Source organism: Plantimonas leprariae, assembly GCF_008802405.1.
GTDB classification, from domain to species: Bacteria; Pseudomonadota; Alphaproteobacteria; order Rhizobiales; family Rhizobiaceae; genus Plantimonas; species Plantimonas leprariae.
In genome coordinates this window covers 73,614-90,936 of the sequence record NZ_VZDO01000014.1, presented here as the reverse complement: position 1 = coordinate 90,936, position 17,323 = coordinate 73,614, and the positions used below count along the sequence as shown (strand labels likewise).

The window sequence follows — 17,323 nt, the reverse complement described above, 5'->3', positions numbered from 1 at the left end:
CAGACGCTCAAACGATCGGGAGATCTTCGAGCCGCACAGTACCGTACTGACCGGTAAAACTCAGATCTGATCCGGAGCCTTGCTGCTGCGAGGCGCCGCCGATCCGATGGTCGCCCGTGTCGTAGACGCTCGTTCGCCCGTCCCGCTCGACAGCCAGGCGCCGCAGGTTCGGGAACACGGCATAGCGGCAACCGTCCTGCGCGCCGCTCGACGCCGGCCGCCCGAGTTCGCTCGGCCACCAGTCGCCGCGGGTAGCGGAGGATTCGCCGGCGGGGCGATCAGGCAAATCACCTGTTGTCGTCGCATCGGCCAGTGCATCGGCGAGCGCCCGGACGCGCGCCTTCAGCGCGTCGTCGAACATCGCACCGATCATCAGCATGCCGCCGCGCGTCCACTGCCCCATGCCGCCGAGTTCGGGGTGGTTGAACTGCGCCATCGAGCCGCCGCCAGCGGCGATCGCCAGCGCCATGACGCGGCCGGCGTCCTCGCCGAACCCATGCCGCTCCGCGATATGGCGGACCTTTTCCATCTCCTCGGCGGAGAACTGCGGATCGGGCATGTCGGGCTCCTGCTTCGTTTCCGTCATCATGCCAGGTCATGGCGAAGTCCGCGATCCAGACGATATCGCCGCCCTCGTTACCGCCAACCGGCAAGCAACGTTTGTATGTCGTTTGTGGTACAACTTGCGATCTAAAATAAAAATTAAGGGTATCGCTTGACGCAGACGACGCAGCGAAGCATATTCCAATCGAGAACTGGGAAAACGGAGGGCTGGAGGGCCGATGATCTAACGATGACACCTTGCGTGATCGCTTCGGCGCGCTCGCCTCTCAGGATTTCGTCATGTCGACCCGAACCGCAGCCCAGACCCAGTCCGCCGACACGTCCTCGGCGCCTTCCCACAACTCGTCCGCCGTCCCGTGGCGGGAGCGCCCGCTTTTGACGATGCAGGAGGCAGCCGGCATCGCCGGCGTCTCGCAGGCGTCGCTCTACCTCATGGCGCAGCGCGGCAAGCTCAAGCTTCGGAAATTCGCCGGCCGCACGATGGCCGAGACGTCCAGCCTCGCCGCGGCGCTGGACGGGGCCGAGGCGTGGACGCCGTCGGATCGGAACGGGAAGGCCGTCGCCGCCCGGGCCGAGCGTTCCCGCGCTGCCTGGGCCGACTGAGCTCCGCCCTTCCGTTCTCTCCAAAAGAAAACGGCGCCCCGGGGATCTTGGCAGACACCGGAAACGCCGTCGGGATGCTTTCTCGTGGGAAATATAGCGTCTTCGCTTGACACTAACAATCCGTGGGCGGTCGTTCGCGATCGATATTTCGTCGCCAGCGTCCCTAAGATCGTTGAGGTCCCCGCAACAGCCGAGGGTTTCGCGTCCGATGCGGCGATCTCGTTTCTCGAAACGCTCGACGCGAACGGCCGGCACAACCTCGTCGCCATTCACCCGGAAACGAAGCGCGTCGTAGGTAGGACGTTCGAGCCGAACGACTGGAACGCGATCAGCGACTGGATCGAAGAGCGCGCCGGGCGCTGGAACATCTACTACAGCGTCAACGAGCCGGCGGCCGGCGCACCCGACGACAAGCTGACGAAACGCGACATCGCCGCACTCCGCGCCATCGTCGCCGACGTGGACCCGCGTGGCGCGAAGCCGCTCGACGACGAGCGGCGCGAGATCGCCGCGAAGGCAGAAGTTCTGCAGTGTGCTGACTGGGCGCCGACCGTCACGATCGACACGGGGGGCGGCGCGCAGTTCGTCTGGCGGCTCAGCCGCAAGCTTGATCCGGCCGAGTATATCGCATGGGCCGAAGCGCAAGGGCGCGGCCTAGCGAGGGAGCTAGGCGGCGACGCCGTCCAGAACATCGACCGCATCATGCGGCTTCCCGGCACGCTGAACGTCCCGACTGCGGAGAAGATCGCGAAGGGCCGGATTCCGCGCTTGGCGCGCATCACGCATCCAACGGCCCGGTCCTACGATCCCGAAGATCTGCGCGCCGCGGTGCCGCCGCTTGGGGCGACGACACGCAGCGCCGAGGTCGTCGCGCAGGCCGATCTCGTCGGCGACGTCGCAGAGCTCGAGAAGGCGATGCGGGCTCTACCGAACACAACGGCGCTGTTCCCACGCCGGGCCGACATGATCCGCGTCGGCATGGCGCTCCACGCCGCCAGCGCGAACGATCCCGACGCCGGCCGCGAGATGTTCCACGAATGGGGCGAGCGCTGGGAGGGCGGCGACTACGATCCGGACGTCTGGGACAAGGAATGGGCTTCGTTCCGCAGCCCGCACGAGATCGGTGCGGCGTGGATCTTCGACAAGTCGCGCGATCATGGCGGCGAAGCGGGCCGAGAGGCTGCAGCCGGGCGGCTTGTGGCTCGCTGGTTCGACGAAGCGATAGCCGTTCGAGCTGCTGCTACCGAACCGGTCAATGGCAAGACCGACCCGACGCCCCGCCTGTCCGAGGTCATCGACATCTTCGGCCACGGCGATCCGGCCGAGCTCGGCACTCCGCCCGCCGACGCCCTTCCCGCGTCGATCGCTGCTTGGGTGCGGACCGAAGCGCGTCGCAAGGGCGTCAGCGAAGCCTTCGCGGCCGCCTCGGCGATCGCCGTCGCGGCATCGGCGATCGGCAACTCGATTCGCCTGCAGGTCCGACAGTTCGATACCGGCTGGACCGAACCCGCCAGCCTTTGGGTCACGCTGATTGCGCCGCCCGGCTCGACGAAGTCCGCGATCATCAGCGAGGCGTCGAAGCCGCTTCGTGATCTCGAGACGGCCAACCGGAAGCTCTGGAAGCCGCTGCACGACGACTGGTCGAAAGCGGCCGAGGCTTTCCGGCGCCGAAAGAAGGACGCCGTCGATCCAGGACCGGAGCCGACGTTCCGCCGCATCGTGATCGACAACTACACGAGCGAGAAGGCGCTGCGGATCTTCGCCGACAACCCGCGCGGCCTCCTGAACACGACGGACGAGCTCGTCGGGGCCCTCGGCAACATCGGCGCCTACAAACGCTCCGGCGACGGCGACCGGGCACTGATGCTGCGCTTCTTCGACGGCGGCGACGCGATGATGGACCGGGTCGGCGGCGGAACGCTCTACGCTGAGAGCGCGCTTCTCGGCATCGTCGCCAGCAGCCAGCCCGACAAGATCGGCGAGCTCGCCAACGGCTTGGCCGGCGACGGCTTCCTACAGCGCTTCCTCTTCGTCGTGCACGACCGGCGCGAGCGCACCGGCCTGGACGAGGCGCCGGACGCCGCCGCTTGCCAGCGGTACGCGCGCGTCGTGCGAGGCCTCGCGACAATGGAGCACGACCGCGGCGCCACGATCAGATTGAGCCCCGAGGCGGCCCGTCTGAGGGAAGCAGGCCTCGAGCGCCTCCGGTCGCTGAAATGGCTTTTCGGCACGAGTCCGACGCTGCAGGGGCACGTCGAGAAATACGGCAAGTTCGTCGCCCGGTTGATCCTGACCTTCCATTGCATCGAACAGGTGGAACGGTCCGGCGGGGTCGACGTCAGAGACGTCGTGTCGGTCGCGACGGTCGAGAGGGCGATCACCTTCGCAGCCTTCCTGATGCGGCACAGCCTCGAATTCTACCGCGAGTACGTCGGCCGGAGCGACATCGCTTCGGAGGCCGAATGGATCGCCGAGTTCCTTCTAGCGCATCCCGAACTCTCACACGTCGACAAGCGGAAGATCTACGACGCGCAGAAGAGCTTCCGCGGCATGCGCGGCCACAAGAAGCTGATCGCCGCGATGCTGGATCTCGAGACGGCGAACTGGGTCAAGGCACGCCCCCGGAAGGATCCGAGCGACAAGGACATCTGGGACATCAACCCGACGATCCACGCACTCTTCCCCGAACATGCGAAGCGCGTGCGGGCGGCCCGGGAAGAAAGCCAGCAGCGCCTGCAGGCCGCACGTGAGGCGAGGCGATGGGCGAACGGCCAATCGCTGGCAGCCAGCGATCAACAACTAGAATCGGCGTTCGATTAGGGATTTGCGGACAATGCGGACGGAAAACCAGCAAAAGACAGGATGTCCCGGCACGCATTCTGCGGACATTGCGGCATGCGCGCACGAGATAGAGTTTGCCTTCGACCCCCCTCCTACTACCCATACGATCGGACCTAGTCTTCGCGCGCGCACATGCCGCAATGTCCGCAAGGGGCAAAGCAGGCAGAAAGCGTTCCTAGTCGACCTGCCGGACGTCGAGTTCCTTCGTTCCTGCCTTGACTACGATCCGCTGACCGGGCGGTTGACTTGGAAGCAGCGGCCGGCGTCGCACTTCTTGAGCGAGGAAAGCGCTCGTGCCTGGAATGCAAGGTTCGCCGGCAAGCCCGCATTCACCTGCAGCTACAAGGGCGTGAAGCCGCGGCGTAGCTGCATCACCATCGATGGCGTGGCGCACTACCTTGAAGCCGATCGCGTCGTTTGGGCATTGCATTACGGGCAACCGCCCCGAACGCTGTTGCGTTTCCGAAACGGCGACCGGACGGACATCAGCATCGCGAACCTTGAGGCCGTCACGGCACGCGACTTGACGCTGGCAATCCCGCGTGTGGGAAAGTACGCCACGGGTGCCTACCGGGATGATCGTCGCGGGATCTGGTGGTCCGCCATCACGATCAGCGGCCGGCAGAAGTATCTTGGTGCGTTTCAGTCCGAGGAAGAAGCCGGGGCAGCATTCCAGCGCGCCTATGCAGCGCGGGAAGCGCTGATCGCTGCGTCTTCGAATGATCGGGCGGCCTGACGGCGTCAGGCAGAGAATACATCGACTGCATTCGACATAACAGATTGTTCTGATTGAACTTTCATCCCGACTCGTGTCGTTTTCCCCTGTATGTCCGCGCGCCGTAGATTTGTCCGCACGGCGACGCGAAACCTTGGTTTGGGACAATCTGTCCCGCCATTTGAAGCAGCCGCAAGGAATTGGCTGAAACCTAGTTGAGCCAAGCCATTGTTTTTACTAGTGCAATTCGGGTTACTGCGCAGATTTGCCTACTAGGGGGCACCCCCAGGGCGCCCCGAGACACATGCGCGGCGAAATCATCGCGCTGCCGAGCCGCCCGCAGCGGCAGCCCATGTGCCACGACCGACCACGCGGGATCGCGGTCTAGGCTGCGGCGCTTTCGACCGCTGCGAGCGCCTTCGGCTTTCCCGTCAGGATCCGGTGCACGCTGCCTTTGCCGATTCCGACCTCGGCAGCGATCTGCCCCATCGACAAGCCCTTCGCGGCCAGCGCCTTCACCTTCTCGGCCTGGGCCATCGCGGTCGGCTTGCGGCCGGTGTACCGGCCGAGCGACTTCGCCTTGGCGATTCCCTCGCGCTGGCGCTCCAGCATCATCTCGCGCTCGAACTGCGCGACCGACATCACGACGTTCAGCATCAGGCGGCCCGTCGCGGTCGACGTGTCGAGCCCGCCTTCGCCGCCACCCATCGAGATCACGCGCAGCGCTACGCCCTTCGCATCCAGGCGGCCGGCGATCTCGGCCATGTGCAGGACCGAGCGGGCGAGGCGGTCGAGCTTCGTGACGACCAACGTGTCGCCCTTGCGGGCGAACGTCAGCGCCGCCTCGAGCTGCTCCCGCCTGGCGATCGACGAGACCTGCTCGGAGAAGATCTGTTCGCAGCCGAGCGCCGACAGGTCGCGGATCTGCGCCTCAAGCCCGGCTTCCTGTTCCAAGGTCGATGTGCGGGCGTAGCCGATCAACATGACGTCCATCCGTTCCAATGATGTCTATAACGTTAGAGCGGATGCGTTCCAGAAGTCAACAACGATTTTTGTGGAACGACAATAGATGCTCCGTGGAACGGCCCGCTGGAGCAAGCCCTGCGGAACGCCGCAGCAACGCATGGCTGCCGCGCGCCAGCGAGATATCGGAGGGTTGCACGGCTCCTGTGCGAACTCCGCGCTACTGCGCGGCGGGGCGGCCGATTACATTCCTGTTGTCGAAAGAACGAAGAACACGCCGCCACCGACGAGCGGTTCGAACCCAAGGACAAGACGATGAACATCACCCGCGCCCTCCGCAGCTACCGCTCCTACCGCTCGACCGTGAACGAGCTCGACCGCCTGTCGAACCGCGAGCTTGCCGATCTCGGCATCGCCCGCTCCGAGATCCCGACGGTTGCCCGCCAGTCGATCCGCTAACAGCTTTCCAGCTTCGCCTCGGTCCATCATCCTCCCAGGACCGACGCGGACAGGCCGGCGGCATCCTCCTCCCAGCCGCTAGGCCACATGCAGCGCCCGCCGGTCCTCCCCCGGCGGGCGTTTTGCGTTCCGATCGTATCGCGTAGGCTACCGGCAGCCATCCGTTGGAGGTTGCTGCATGGTCGCGATGACGGTCGAACTGCGGAACGTCGAGGGCACCGAAGCGGCGCTCGGCTGGGCCGGCGGCCACACGATCGTCGTGGACCGGCCCGAAGGCAAAGCCGGCGGCATGGGGCTCGGCTTCAACGGCGCGCAGCTTCTCGCCCTCGCGATCGGCGGCTGCTTCTGCAACGACCTGCGCTACACCGCACACGCGGCCGGCGTCCGCCTCGGCAGGATCGCGGTTAGCGTGACGGTCGAGCTCGACGGCGAGCCGCTGCTGGCGACCGGCGCCACGATGACGGTGTCATGCGAGACGCTGGACGGCTCCGACCCTGCGACGATCGTCGATCAAGCCAAGGCGACGTGCATGGTCGCGAACTCGCTGCCGAAGGGCGTCCCTGTCGAAATCCGCTCGTCGACGTAGACGCCGGGGCGCGGCCGCTATCCGGCCGGACCCCGGACCCGGGCCCCGGCACCCAGTCCGGACGCGTTCCTGGAAATCGCCCTGAGCTCTCGTATAAATTTGCCGCCTGAAAATCGAACCGTACTACAAACGACATACAATACTTGTGAATGGCAACTCTTTGCCGGAAATACATGAAACTTGACTGAAATCCAGTTGACATTCTGGCTGTGATTTGTAGCATCGTCTGCGATGCAGACGAAATCGACTTTCGACGCTCTTGAACCGCAGGCCGCCACGCCGTCGCCGCTGGCCGCAGCCCTGCGCGATGTCGCCGGCCATTTCGCGCGCGCCGCAATTCCCGGCCCCGACGCCGTTCCCGCCGCAGTGCTCGGCCTTCGCGCCCTGGCGCAGGCGCCGTGCCTGATCACCGGCGAAGCGGAGCCGAACGGCGCCGACGCGGTCGTCGCTGCGATCTGCGGCGCCATGAACACCGTGATCGACGAGGCCCGCGCCGGCGTGCAACCCGAAAGCGTTATGCTCGGCATGACGGCCGCGCTGAACCTCGCCTCGCTGTTCGGCTTCACTCCGGCGCAGAACCGCGAGCGCACGACCACCGCCGTCGTCGCCGACTGCCTCGACCACGGGCTGCTGATCGCGGACGTTCTCGACGCCGATCTGCGCCGCCGGGCGATCGCCCGCCGCGGCGAGCCGTTCCGTCGCGACATCGCCATCCGCCGGGCCGTCGCCGACGACGGCACCCACGCCATCCGCCAGTAGAGGCCAACCATGTTCGCGCAGACGATCTTCTTGCCCCCGAAGCAGTTCGCTTCCGCGATCGAGTGGCAAACCGCGCGGGTCCGCGACGCCGCCACGTCCTTCGCCGAGACGCTGGACGCCGAGGGCCTGGGCCGCGCGCTGCCTCTCCTCCTGCGCGACATCGTGACGATCTCCTTCCGCTACGATCTGGAACGCCTCCCTCCCGCCGACGGGCAGCGTCTCGCGGAGCTGATCGAGCGGCACCGCGCCGCCCTGCACCGCGACTTCGGCGGTTCCATCTCCGCGGCCCGGATCGACGCCGGCATGACGGCCGCCGTCGCGTCCGCCGGCATGATCGGTCGCCCGTGGGCCGAGCTCGAGGCCATCCCCGACGCGCTGCTGCGCGGCCGTGGCGCCAGCGTCACGGTGCTGGCGAACGAGATCGAAAGCGCCACGCTCGCTGAGATCGCCGCGCAGGTCGAGCCGGACCATCCCGACGCCGCGCCGCCCGGCGCGCTGCTGAACTAGGAGGGCCGGCGCCATGTGTGACCCCATAACGCTTGCCGGCGTCGCCCTCACGGGCGCTTCCTACGCGGCCAACGCCGTCGGCGCGTCGAAGGCGGCGAAGGCGCGCGACCATGCGCTCGCCGCAGAAACGCGCCGTCAGGGCGCGCTGCAGCAGGAAGCGAACGCCATCAACACGCAGAGCCAGGACCGCTATCAGGACTTCGGAGCGCAAGAAGATGCACGCGGCAAGGAGCTCGCGGACTACTTCACCGGGCAGTCGGCCTCGCCGCTTGGGCAGGACGCGAACGCCGCGTCGTCGCTCCCCGTGTCGTCCTCGAACATCACGGTCCAGGAAGACGCGAAACAGCGCGGGGCGGCCAAGGCGTTCACCGATCGGCAGGGCACGGCGCTCGGGCACATGCGGGCCTTCGGCGACGTCCTCGGCGACGTCAGCCGCAAGCAGGCACGTGACGCCGGCCAGATCGGACAGATCGGCGGTTTCATGCAAGGATCGTCCGGCGTGCTCCCGTATGAGCTCGAGGCCGCTTCCCAGAAGGGCGCCGGCGCCCGCCTCTTCGGCGATCTGCTCGGCGCGGCCGGGCAGATCGGCATCACGGCGGGGCTTTCCGGCGCCGGCGGCAATTGGGTCGCCAAGGACGTCGGCACCGCAGCCGATCCGTGGGCCTATGCGCGGAAGGTCGGGAAGAACACCATTCCGCGCGAGAACATGGAGTTCCGCCTCGGCCCGCTGTTCGGAGGAAACTGATGCCCGTCTACTCGAATCCCGGTTTCCAGCAGGGCGTGGACAACCTGATGAAGCTGTTCGCGCCGCCGTCGGGCGACGAGGCGGCTGGATGGGCACGTGCCAACGCCATGCGAGCCGAGGCGGCCCGCAAGGCCGACGCCTATGCGCGGATGACGGCGAAGGGCGCGACGCCGGCGTTAATTGATCAGTTCGGCGTCGCCTCGGGCACGTTCCTGCCGACGCAGAGCTATCATGCGGTCGACATGGGCGACGCCACGACGCGCCGCGGCCAGGACATGGAATCCAGCGATCGGCGCTACGGCGTGGACGTCGGCGCCCGCACCAGCGCGGCGAACAACGCGGCCGACAACGAACGGGCGCTCGCGACGAACCAAGCCGACAACGAGCGCGCCATCGGTCAGACGAAGCTGTCGAGCCTCGCCGGCTTCTTCGGGCCACTCGGCAAGGATCAGGTTCGGCCTGCCGTACCCTCGCAGCTCATGACGCTGTTCGGCGGTCCCGGCGGCGATCTGCCGGCCGCCGAAGGGCGACGCTCGCCGATGTCCGAGACGGAAGTAAAGGGCGCCGAGCGCCAGGATCTACGCGGCCGCGGCCTTCTCACGGATCAGGACCTAATCGACGCGATCACGGGTGACAAAGCGCCCGTCGAGGCATTGGGGCCGGGCGGGAAGCCGACGTTCATGTCGCCCGGCGCCGCGATCCGAACCGGCGCGCAGCCCGCGCCGAAGTCGCCGTCCGCGGTGTTCAACAACGGCGGGGGCGAAGGGGCGTTCGACAAGACGATCGGCGAGAAGCAGGCCGGGTTGTTCATCGATCTCGCCACCGACGGCGTCGACGCGCGCAACGATCGCGCCCTTCTCGACCGGCTCGACGAGCAGACCCGCGACCTGCCCGGCGGCATGCTCGGCGGGCTGCAGTCGATCGCCAGCGGCTACGGGATCAAGCTCGGGCCGAACGCCTCGAACGTCGAGGCGGCGAACGCGATCATCGCGCGGCTGGTGCCGGCGGCGCGCCAGGGCATGCCGGGCGCCGCGTCCGATCGCGACGTCAACCTCTTCAAGCAGAGCCTGCCGAGTCTCAGCCAGACGCCGGAGGGCCGGCGCATCGTCTCCGACACGCTGCGCGGCCTCGCCCAGGCGCGAGAGGAGCAGGCCCGCATCGCCACGTCGGTCGTCAACGGCGAGATCACCCGCGCCGAGGGCATGACCGCGCTGCAGAACCTGCCCGACGCCTTCGCCTCGCTGCGCCAGGCGGCCGGCAACGGCGGCGGCGTCGAGACCGGCGCGGGCGCGACCGCGCGGCCCGCCGCGGCAGCGTCGGCCGCCCCGGTGCGCGTCGCCTCGCCCGAGGAAGCCCGCCGCCTGCCGTCCGGCACGGCGATTCAACTGCCCGACGGGCGCATCGGAAAGGTGCCGTGATGGCCGATCCCTGGGCCGACTTCCTGAACCCCACGCCCGCGGCGCGCCCGAAGGTCGATCCGTGGGCGGACTTCGTCGCGCCGGCCGCGCCCGTCGCCGCGAGCGTCGCACCGGCCTACGACGACTTCCCGCTTTCCGCCCCGCCGCCCGGCGCGATCATCCACGGATTGGACGGCAAGTCGTTCGTCGCCGACCATCCCGAGATCAGCGTCGCGCGCACCGCGCCGGCCGGCTCGCGCGACGAGGCCGTCGAGATGCAGGCGTTGAAGGCGCGCGGCGCGACTGCCGGCCCGCTCGGCGACGTCGCTCGGGCCGGGCAGCCGTTCACGCAGGGACAGAGCCTGAACTACGGCGACGAAATCATCTCGGCGATCTTCGGCGCCGGCAGCGCGGCGACCGGCGGCTCGTTCCGCGATGCCTACGACTACGGACAGGAGTTCCAGCGTCAGGAACTCGACCGCCGCCGCGCCGAGGCGCCCGTGACGAGCCTTGCCAGCGAGATCGCCGGCGGCTTCGCGACGGGCGCTGCGGCCGCGCCGCGCGTCTTCGCGTCCGGTGCGGGCCTCGCCGTCAACGCGCTACGCGGCGCTGCGGCGGGTGCCGCCGGCGGCGCTGCCTCCGGCTTCGGCGGCGGCAGCGGCTTCTCCGGTCGCATCGAGGATCTGATCGCCAATGGCGGCATCGGCGCGGCGGTCGGCGGCGCTGTGCCGCTGGCGGGCGCCGCGGTCGGCGCGGGCGTGCGAGCCTACGGCACGTCACGGGCGGCGCGTGAGATCCTGCCGTCGGTCGGCATCGGCCGGCGCACCGCGGACCAGCTCGGCCGCGAGCTTGAGCGCGACGCCCTGACGCCCGAAGCCGCGCGCGCCGAAGCGCAGCGCCTAGGGCCGAACGCGATGCTGCTCGACGCTGGCGACAACCTTTCCGGCGGCGCGGAAGCCGTCGCCAACGCGCCGGGCGCCGGCAACCGGACGATCCGCGATCGGCTGCGCGAACGCGCGGCCGGCGCGTCGCAGCGGATCACCGATGCCGCCGACGAGGCACTCGGGCCGCAAGCGAACATGGCCGAGACGGTCGACGACCTGATCGCCCGCCGCACCGCCGAAGCGGGCCCGGCCTATCGCGACGCGCTCGGCACGCCGATCGAATGGAACGACCGGCTGCAGCAGTTCATCGACGACCCGGTCATCCGCAAGGGATTGCGCGAGGGCGTCGAGATCCAGCGCCTCGACGCGCTGGCGGCGAACGAGCCTTGGAACCCGCTCGACTTCGCGATCACCGGTACGAACGAGGCCGGCGAGCCGATCGTCACCGGCGTGCCGAACATGCGCACGCTCCACGCCGCCAAGCAGGGCCTCGACAACATCATCGAGGCGTATCGCGACCCGACCACGGGTCGGCTGCAGCTCGACACGCGCGGCCGGGCGATCAACGCCGTGCAGCGCTCGTTCCTGGACGCGCTCGACGGCGCCAACCCACGCTATGCCGAGGCACGACGTCTCTTCGCCGGCCCGACGCGCGTCCGCGACGCGCTCAGCCTCGGGCAGGACGTGTTCGACAACGCGACGCGGCCCGACCAGCTACGCCAGCGCCTTGCCGGCATGACAGAGGACGAGCGCGACGCCTTCGCGATGGGCGCGCGCGACCAGCTGTCCGAGATCATGGGGACGGCGCGGAACGACGCCGGCGCGGCCCGGGCGAAGTTCGAGACGGGCTGGAACCGCGAGAAGCTCGGGCTGGTGCTCGGCGACGACGAGCGCGCCGCGCAGTTCCTTGACCAGCTCGGCGCCGAGACGCGCTTCGCCAACAGCCGGCAGGCGATCACCGGCAACAGCGCCTCGGCGCGGCGCCTGGAGCGGGCCGGCGAGTACAACGGGCAGAAGGGTGCGGCGCGCGCCGCGTTCGATCCGGCAAGCGGCCTTTGGGGCGACACGAAGCGCACGTTCGCTCGCTTGGCGGACAGCGTCATGGACGGCCGCGCCGTCCGCTCGGCCGAGGAGATGCGCGGCGAGTTCGGCGATGCCGTCTCGCGCCAGGGCGCGCGGCGCGACGAGCTGATCGACGCTATCATGCGCTACGGGCAGCGGCGGCAGACCGCGGCGAACCGCGGCGCGGCGACGGAAGGGATGATGCGCGCGATCCTCTCCGGCGGGGCGCTGGCCTACGCGGGGGCGGGCCGCTGATGGCGTTCGACTGGTCCCGCTACGCCGTCGGCGGCGCGACGCGCCCGGACAGCTTCACCGGTATGCGGCCGGAGTTCCGCGAGGCGCTCGAGCGCATGTTCATCGCGGCGCCGCCCGAGCTCGGGCTGCAGGTCGGGTCCGGCTACCGCTCCGTCGAGCGGCAGCGTCAGCTCTGGGAAGCCTCGGACAAGAGCGGGCGCATGGTGGCGCGCCCGGGCGGCTCGCGGCACAACCACGGCGACGCGGCCGACCTGTCCGCGTCGGGGCTGCGGCTGGACAAGGCCTCGGCCGCCGCGCGCGACTGGGTGCATCAGAACGCCGGCGCCTACGGCCTGTCGTTCCCGATGAGCTACGAGCCCTGGCACGTCGAGCTCGCCGGCGCCCGAGGCGGCAAGGGCGCACCCTCGACGGTGTCGACCCCGTCGGCAGCCCTGACGTCGCCCGAGCCGCTGGCGAACCGGTTCACTCCGCAGGGCCCCGCGCCGGCCGTGTTCGGCGACGTCGTCGGGCAGACGCCCGTCCGCACCGTGCCGATCGATCCGGCCCCGTCGTTCGGCGATCTCCTCGCCGGCCAGATGCAGGCGCGTCAGCGCTACAGGCAAGAACAGGACCAGCGCGAAGCCGCGGATCGGGAACGGCGGGCCGCGCTGTTCGGCGGCGGGCCGTTCGGGGTCTACCGATGACCCGAGCGAAGTTTTGAGACTGCAACGGCAGTGCATGAAACAACCTGAGAGGGTTGGAGTGATTGACTATCCCCTTCCGTATGCATCAATTCCGTCGCCTGCCGCGGAGGAATTATGGCGCGTACGATCCCTTATCTTTTCTGCCGGTATGATCTGACAATCAATGAGATGCCGCTAAGCGGTTCAGAGCAGCACGACGCGCTTGCAGAAATCCGCGGGCAAATGGTGACCCATCGCCAGCCGGATGCCGACGAAGACGAAGGCCACACGTTTGCGATGCGTGCGAAGCACCGGCAGCTCAACAATCATTTCCTCCTCACTTGGGCTGTCGGGTACCAGATTACGCAGCGCACCATCGCGAACTACAACGATGCAGACGACGAGGTTGATGTTCGCATCGAGGAAGGCGACGGCATTCGTTATGCGCCGTTTGTGGCACTGCCGGAACTTGGGGTCCTTGGTGTCTGTGACCGCAGCGGCGATCCATTCATTGGCGCCAGAGCCGGTATTGCGAGGTTCAAGAGCGTGTTTCGCAAGGCGGTGGATGGCGGTGACGTATCTGTGCGACCAGCTGCTAGCCCGCAGGACCGGCAACGGGCGCTCAAGACATGGGACCTCAAACGGTTCGACTTCACGATACGGCCATTCAATCCTCATCCCAGCGATCCTGGACGCAAGTTGAGCGAACTGCTGGAAAACGAACGAATTGGAAAACTTTCGGGCTATGCAGTTCCGAAAGAAGGCTCATCGATGCGTCTCGATGAAGGTTACATCACCGAGGCAGTCGGCTTGGCTGACAGCGGTTACGGAACATACGGGCTACGCGGCGTCACCGAAGGAGGCCTTGAAGCCGCTATCGTCAAATCACCATATTCGGACGATAGGAAAAAAATCCAACAGCGCCAAGCAGATCCGCAAGTTTTGCGTGTCTCGGTCGAGCCGCAGCGTACGTTCGATCTGGAGGCCAACGAGGTAGCGAAAGCGCTCATCGAGTTTTATGGCGACGAACCCTAACAGAAGTCGTCCCTCACTGCTGGAATTGTGGTTCGAAGCGCTTCGAGACGACGTCGCCACGAAAGGCGCTCGTGCGGTCGTACCTTACTGGTTGGCGCTGATTCTCGGCATTTCTACCTGCGCTGCCACGCTGGTATCTCAGGACAAGGTGCTCGCGGAACCGTCTGTTACGGCGACGTTGTACGGCGGCGTCTTAGCCCTTGATGCGTTGTTGCTTGCTTTGAGTTGGTCAGCATTCTCGCGAATTTACGATGCGATGTTTGCCCCCGGATTTTATGAATTTCTGCGCAAGCATCAGATGCTAAACGTTTACCTTTTTCACGTGGGTTATATTCACGCCTCTCAAATCGCAGCTGTCCTTGCGACCGGCTTAGCTTTGATCGTCTCGTTGATTACGGTATTTCCAATGTGGATGCACCAAGTATCTTTCGCATCATCGATATTCTTCTCGATTTACGCTATTCGTCAAGCAACTGGTTCTGTTACGCTAATGCACGACATTGTGTGGTATAAAGCTTTATATTTGGAAGAGAGAGGAAAAGACCAAGCTCAGAATGTATCGTCGATACGGAAGGCTTAATACAACTAACACTGGTCACAGCCTATTCGCTTTCGCTGATCATTCCGCGAACCCATCTGCGATCATCCGGCGCGCCGTCCCGGTCAGCATCAGCCAGCGCGATCCGCGCCAGCCCTCGACGATCGCGACCAGGCCGCGCAGCCGCATCGTCAGCGTATGAAGAGGATCGGTGCCGGCCGAATACGATCGGGCTGTGGCATTGCCAGCATAGCGGGCAGCAGCGGCTCACTGCTACAGGGGATCGTTCCTAGGGGGCCATCATGGCGTTGCGGCATATCCTTTCGCTGGCGTTCTCGTTTGCCGGCGTCAACATCGCTTGGGCGGCGGACCCGATCGAAGCTCAGTTCGATCAATCCCGTTTCTCCGGCTTCTATGCCGGCGTGCAAGGCGGTGCCGGGTTCTTCGACAGTCGGTTCTCTTCGGATGTCGGCTTGGCGGACGGTCGCGATCCGAACACGACAGGCGGATTGCTTGGCGCTCACGCCGGGTACGGCGTGTCGCTCGGAAGCGTATATCTCGGCCTTGAGGGTGAGTTGCAGGGGTTTCTCGGCAGCGAAAACGTTGCCGGTGAGAGTATCGGCCAGACGGTGGAGGCCGTTGGCCGGATCATCCGGCCAAATGGTAATCCAGTCCGCGTGCTGACCGACTATACCGTCACGCTGCAAGAGCGCTTCGAGCACGACCTGAAGGAGCACGGCGCGCTGAAGGCGCGGCTCGGCTACGAACTCGGCGCGTTCATGCCGTTCGCGACCGGAGGATTGGCGGTCGGCCGCGTCGAGACCTCCTACAGCGCCAGTTCGACCGTCACCCGACGAGCGGGCGTCCAGTACCTCACGACGCTGCCGACCGACGCATCGGCCGAAGCCAGCGACACCGACACGGCCGTTGGCTATACGGTCGGCGGCGGACTTGCGATGGCCGTCACCGAACATCTGATCGTCCGGGGGGAATACGACTACACCGACCTTGGCAGCAAGCGCTACGAGTTCACCTTCGAAGACGGAACCGAGGCCGACGCCAAGTTCGACACGCGCTTGCATCAGGCGAAGGTCGGGATCAGCTACCGCTTCTGAGCAGCGCCTACCGTCGCGACAGGCCGAGGCTACCAAGCCGGCGTTCTTCGTCGGACTGCTCGACTTCCTGCTGGCGAACGAAGCGGACCTGATCGACTTCGCCGGTGCCGCCGGGCTGGATCCGGCCAAGATCGGACGGGCGCGGGACGCACTGGCGCAAGGCTAATGTGATCGCCCGAGTCTGTCTGCAATAGACAGGCTCGGGCAGCTTCTGCGTCTCGGTTAAGCGATGACGGCGAAGTCGTTGTTCGTCAGACGCAAACCCGGGTCGAGATGGGCGAAGACGACCGCCGCGCCCGCGCCGTTGCCATCGGCGTCGTAGGAAAGGTCGCCCGTCCGGCTGGAGTAGAGGATGTGGTCGGAAGCGTCGTGCGCCACGCCCGATAGGCTGGCGTAGAACGCGTCCGCCGCCAGCGCCCCCAGCGGCCCGGCCGCCGCAAATACCGCCTTGGACAACCAGATCGTGTCGTCGGTGGCCACGAAGCTCTTGATCCTGTCGGCGTTTGCCGCGCCCGGCGTCTCGGCGAAGACGAAAATGTCCTTGCCCGCGCCGCCATCGAGGACATCGACGCCCTTGCCACCGAACAGCCGATCGTTGCCAGCTCCACCGATCAGCGTATCGTTGCCGTCGCGCCCGACCAGGAAATTGTTGCCGGCATTGCCGTAGATCCAGTTGCGGCCCTCGTTGCCGTTCAGCTTCAGGTCGGCACTGCCCGCCGCCTGCAGCGCTTCGATCTCCTGGCCGGAACCGAGACCATAGCTGACGGTGGTAATGACGGTATCCCCGCCTCCTCCGACCGCCTCGATCACCACGTCACGAATGTCGTCCACGAGGTAGGTGTCATTGCCGCCCCCGCCGATGAGACGGTCGACCCCGCGGCCGCCATCGAGAACGTTGGCGAAGCTGTCGCCGGTCAGCGTATCGTTGAAACGGTTGCCAGTCAAATTCTCGATCGACGTGAATTCGTCGCCAGCGGCAAGCCCCGCGTTCGCCCAATTGTTGCTGAGGTTGGCGACAACCAGCCCGTCAAGATCGGCGTAGGACGCCGTATCGTTGCCGGCGCCACCGTCGAGATAGTTGCCGTCTGTGCCACCGAAGAGGATGTCGTTACCTTCTTCACCGAAGAGGTAGTCCGCTCCGGTGTTGCCGTAGACGATGTCGTTCCCCGACCCGGCATGCAGGACATCGTCGCCGCCATTGCCGCGCAGGACGTCGTTGCCGGCAAAACCATGCAGGTAATCGTCGTTGTTTCCGCCGGTCAGTTGATCGGATCCGGAGAAGACAGCTTCCAGCAGGCTGTAGTCGTCGTCCGTCGAGTACGTCTCGGCAACCTGGACCAATGCCTGGACGGACACGTTGAAACCGGTGACGGTGACGAGCGGTGCCCCGTTGGTCTCCCCGATGAGATAGCTGCTGATCGTTCCGCCGACCGGTGTGCCGTACTGATCGTAGGTGAAGCCGGTGCCGCGCAGCTCGGAGAAGCTGCCGTCATCGTAGGTAGCGCGAAAGACCGTCGGCGAAGACGTGTACCTGTCGGCCCAATACAGATCGTTGAAGTCGACATCGTCCGTGTCGAACGAATAGTTCGACGCAACCGTCAGCGTCACCATGTCATGCTCTCCCTTGGCACTG

18 protein-coding genes are annotated in these 17,323 nt (G+C 66.6%); 15 read left to right on the top strand and 3 right to left on the bottom strand.

All coding sequences use genetic code 11. From position 1 onward, the window contains the following. Positions 1 to 7 precede the first annotated feature (7 nt). Complete coding sequence (locus F6X38_RS16680; protein WP_210248893.1) at positions 8 to 586, bottom strand: SHOCT domain-containing protein; 579 nt, start codon at positions 584 to 586, stop codon at positions 8 to 10. Between the two features lie 257 nt (positions 587 to 843). On the opposite strand from F6X38_RS16680, the gene F6X38_RS16675 reads away from it, so the two are divergent. From F6X38_RS16675 to F6X38_RS16665, 3 genes are all read left to right on the top strand, one after another. After that, positions 844 to 1,167 (top strand): helix-turn-helix domain-containing protein, encoded by a 324-nt coding sequence (locus F6X38_RS16675; protein WP_161992791.1) that lies wholly within the window; start codon positions 844 to 846, stop codon positions 1,165 to 1,167. Between the two features lie 84 nt (positions 1,168 to 1,251). Next, positions 1,252 to 3,987 carry a DUF3987 domain-containing protein gene (locus F6X38_RS16670; protein ID WP_150971577.1) on the top strand — a complete coding sequence of 912 codons (2,736 nt, stop codon included), beginning with the start codon at positions 1,252 to 1,254 and terminating at the stop codon, positions 3,985 to 3,987. Between the two features lie 13 nt (positions 3,988 to 4,000). After that, positions 4,001 to 4,744, top strand: coding sequence for an HNH endonuclease (locus tag F6X38_RS16665; RefSeq protein ID WP_150971576.1), 744 nt, complete (start codon positions 4,001 to 4,003; stop codon positions 4,742 to 4,744). Between the two features lie 363 nt (positions 4,745 to 5,107). On the opposite strand, the gene F6X38_RS16660 is transcribed toward F6X38_RS16665, so the two are convergent. Then, a complete protein-coding gene (locus F6X38_RS16660; RefSeq protein ID WP_150971575.1) occupies positions 5,108 to 5,707 on the bottom strand; it encodes a recombinase family protein in 600 nt (199 codons plus the stop codon). A gap of 294 nt (positions 5,708 to 6,001) precedes the next feature. Here F6X38_RS16660 and F6X38_RS16655 point away from each other — a divergent pair, with 294 nt between their 5' ends. The 12 genes from F6X38_RS16655 (at position 6,002) to F6X38_RS16600 (ending at position 15,856) form a co-directional block, all read left to right on the top strand. Next, complete coding sequence (locus F6X38_RS16655; protein WP_150971574.1) at positions 6,002 to 6,145, top strand: DUF1127 domain-containing protein; 144 nt, start codon at positions 6,002 to 6,004, stop codon at positions 6,143 to 6,145. Positions 6,146 to 6,323: 178 nt separating this feature from the next. Continuing rightward, positions 6,324 to 6,731, top strand: a complete 408-nt coding sequence (locus F6X38_RS16650; protein ID WP_150971573.1) for an OsmC family protein — start codon at positions 6,324 to 6,326, stop codon at positions 6,729 to 6,731. Positions 6,732 to 6,962: 231 nt separating this feature from the next. Then, a complete protein-coding gene (locus F6X38_RS16645; protein ID WP_150971571.1) occupies positions 6,963 to 7,490 on the top strand; it encodes a hypothetical protein in 528 nt (175 codons plus the stop codon). A gap of 9 nt (positions 7,491 to 7,499) precedes the next feature. Next, positions 7,500 to 7,997 carry a hypothetical protein gene (locus F6X38_RS16640; RefSeq protein WP_150971569.1) on the top strand — a complete coding sequence of 166 codons (498 nt, stop codon included), beginning with the start codon at positions 7,500 to 7,502 and terminating at the stop codon, positions 7,995 to 7,997. A gap of 13 nt (positions 7,998 to 8,010) precedes the next feature. Further along, positions 8,011 to 8,742, top strand: coding sequence for a hypothetical protein (locus F6X38_RS16635; RefSeq protein ID WP_150971567.1), 732 nt, complete (start codon positions 8,011 to 8,013; stop codon positions 8,740 to 8,742). Beyond that, positions 8,742 to 10,160: a hypothetical protein gene (locus F6X38_RS16630; protein WP_150971565.1), complete on the top strand. Its 1,419-nt coding sequence runs from the start codon at positions 8,742 to 8,744 to the stop codon at positions 10,158 to 10,160. The genes F6X38_RS16635 and F6X38_RS16630 overlap by 1 nt, the downstream gene beginning before the upstream one ends. Further along, positions 10,160 to 12,340, top strand: coding sequence for a hypothetical protein (locus F6X38_RS16625; RefSeq protein ID WP_150971563.1), 2,181 nt, complete (start codon positions 10,160 to 10,162; stop codon positions 12,338 to 12,340). The genes F6X38_RS16630 and F6X38_RS16625 overlap by 1 nt, the downstream gene beginning before the upstream one ends. Next, the gene (locus tag F6X38_RS16620) at positions 12,340 to 13,023 is read left to right on the top strand and encodes a M15 family metallopeptidase (RefSeq protein WP_150971561.1); all 684 of its coding nucleotides are present in this window, start codon (positions 12,340 to 12,342) and stop codon (positions 13,021 to 13,023) included. Before F6X38_RS16625 ends, F6X38_RS16620 begins: the two co-directional genes overlap by 1 nt. 114 nt (positions 13,024 to 13,137) lie before the next feature. Next, positions 13,138 to 14,037, top strand: coding sequence for a hypothetical protein (locus F6X38_RS16615; protein WP_150971559.1), 900 nt, complete (start codon positions 13,138 to 13,140; stop codon positions 14,035 to 14,037). Then, complete coding sequence (locus tag F6X38_RS16610) at positions 14,021 to 14,617, top strand: hypothetical protein (RefSeq protein ID WP_150971557.1); 597 nt, start codon at positions 14,021 to 14,023, stop codon at positions 14,615 to 14,617. Before F6X38_RS16615 ends, F6X38_RS16610 begins: the two co-directional genes overlap by 17 nt. Positions 14,618 to 14,877: 260 nt before the next feature. Next, positions 14,878 to 15,690 (top strand): outer membrane protein, encoded by an 813-nt coding sequence (locus tag F6X38_RS16605; RefSeq protein WP_150971555.1) that lies wholly within the window; start codon positions 14,878 to 14,880, stop codon positions 15,688 to 15,690. After that, on the top strand, positions 15,584 to 15,856 hold the full coding sequence (locus F6X38_RS16600; protein ID WP_150971553.1) for a DUF3572 family protein: 273 nt from the start codon (positions 15,584 to 15,586) through the stop codon (positions 15,854 to 15,856). The genes F6X38_RS16605 and F6X38_RS16600 overlap by 107 nt, the downstream gene beginning before the upstream one ends. A 56-nt stretch (positions 15,857 to 15,912) precedes the next feature. On the opposite strand, the gene F6X38_RS16595 is transcribed toward F6X38_RS16600, so the two are convergent. Beyond that, positions 15,913 to 17,301 carry a calcium-binding protein gene (locus F6X38_RS16595; protein ID WP_161992790.1) on the bottom strand — a complete coding sequence of 463 codons (1,389 nt, stop codon included), beginning with the start codon at positions 17,299 to 17,301 and terminating at the stop codon, positions 15,913 to 15,915. Positions 17,302 to 17,323: the final 22 nt, after the last annotated feature.

Excerpts from the sequence above, each read along its gene's own strand:
- F6X38_RS16680 (WP_210248893.1), bottom strand. The coding sequence starts at position 586 with ATGACGGAAACGAAGCAGGAGCCCGACATGCCCGATCCGCAGTTCTCC.
- F6X38_RS16675 (WP_161992791.1), top strand. The coding sequence starts at position 844 with ATGTCGACCCGAACCGCAGCCCAGACCCAGTCCGCCGACACGTCCTCG.
- F6X38_RS16665 (WP_150971576.1), top strand. The coding sequence starts at position 4,001 with ATGCGGACGGAAAACCAGCAAAAGACAGGATGTCCCGGCACGCATTCT.
- F6X38_RS16660 (WP_150971575.1), bottom strand. The coding sequence starts at position 5,707 with ATGTTGATCGGCTACGCCCGCACATCGACCTTGGAACAGGAAGCCGGG.
- F6X38_RS16655 (WP_150971574.1), top strand. The coding sequence starts at position 6,002 with ATGAACATCACCCGCGCCCTCCGCAGCTACCGCTCCTACCGCTCGACC.
- F6X38_RS16650 (WP_150971573.1), top strand. The coding sequence starts at position 6,324 with ATGGTCGCGATGACGGTCGAACTGCGGAACGTCGAGGGCACCGAAGCG.
- F6X38_RS16645 (WP_150971571.1), top strand. The coding sequence starts at position 6,963 with ATGCAGACGAAATCGACTTTCGACGCTCTTGAACCGCAGGCCGCCACG.
- F6X38_RS16640 (WP_150971569.1), top strand. The coding sequence starts at position 7,500 with ATGTTCGCGCAGACGATCTTCTTGCCCCCGAAGCAGTTCGCTTCCGCG.
- F6X38_RS16635 (WP_150971567.1), top strand. The coding sequence starts at position 8,011 with ATGTGTGACCCCATAACGCTTGCCGGCGTCGCCCTCACGGGCGCTTCC.
- F6X38_RS16630 (WP_150971565.1), top strand. The coding sequence starts at position 8,742 with ATGCCCGTCTACTCGAATCCCGGTTTCCAGCAGGGCGTGGACAACCTG.
- F6X38_RS16625 (WP_150971563.1), top strand. The coding sequence starts at position 10,160 with ATGGCCGATCCCTGGGCCGACTTCCTGAACCCCACGCCCGCGGCGCGC.
- F6X38_RS16620 (WP_150971561.1), top strand. The coding sequence starts at position 12,340 with ATGGCGTTCGACTGGTCCCGCTACGCCGTCGGCGGCGCGACGCGCCCG.
- F6X38_RS16615 (WP_150971559.1), top strand. The coding sequence starts at position 13,138 with ATGGCGCGTACGATCCCTTATCTTTTCTGCCGGTATGATCTGACAATC.
- F6X38_RS16610 (WP_150971557.1), top strand. The coding sequence starts at position 14,021 with ATGGCGACGAACCCTAACAGAAGTCGTCCCTCACTGCTGGAATTGTGG.
- F6X38_RS16605 (WP_150971555.1), top strand. The coding sequence starts at position 14,878 with ATGGCGTTGCGGCATATCCTTTCGCTGGCGTTCTCGTTTGCCGGCGTC.
- F6X38_RS16595 (WP_161992790.1), bottom strand. The coding sequence starts at position 17,301 with ATGGTGACGCTGACGGTTGCGTCGAACTATTCGTTCGACACGGACGAT.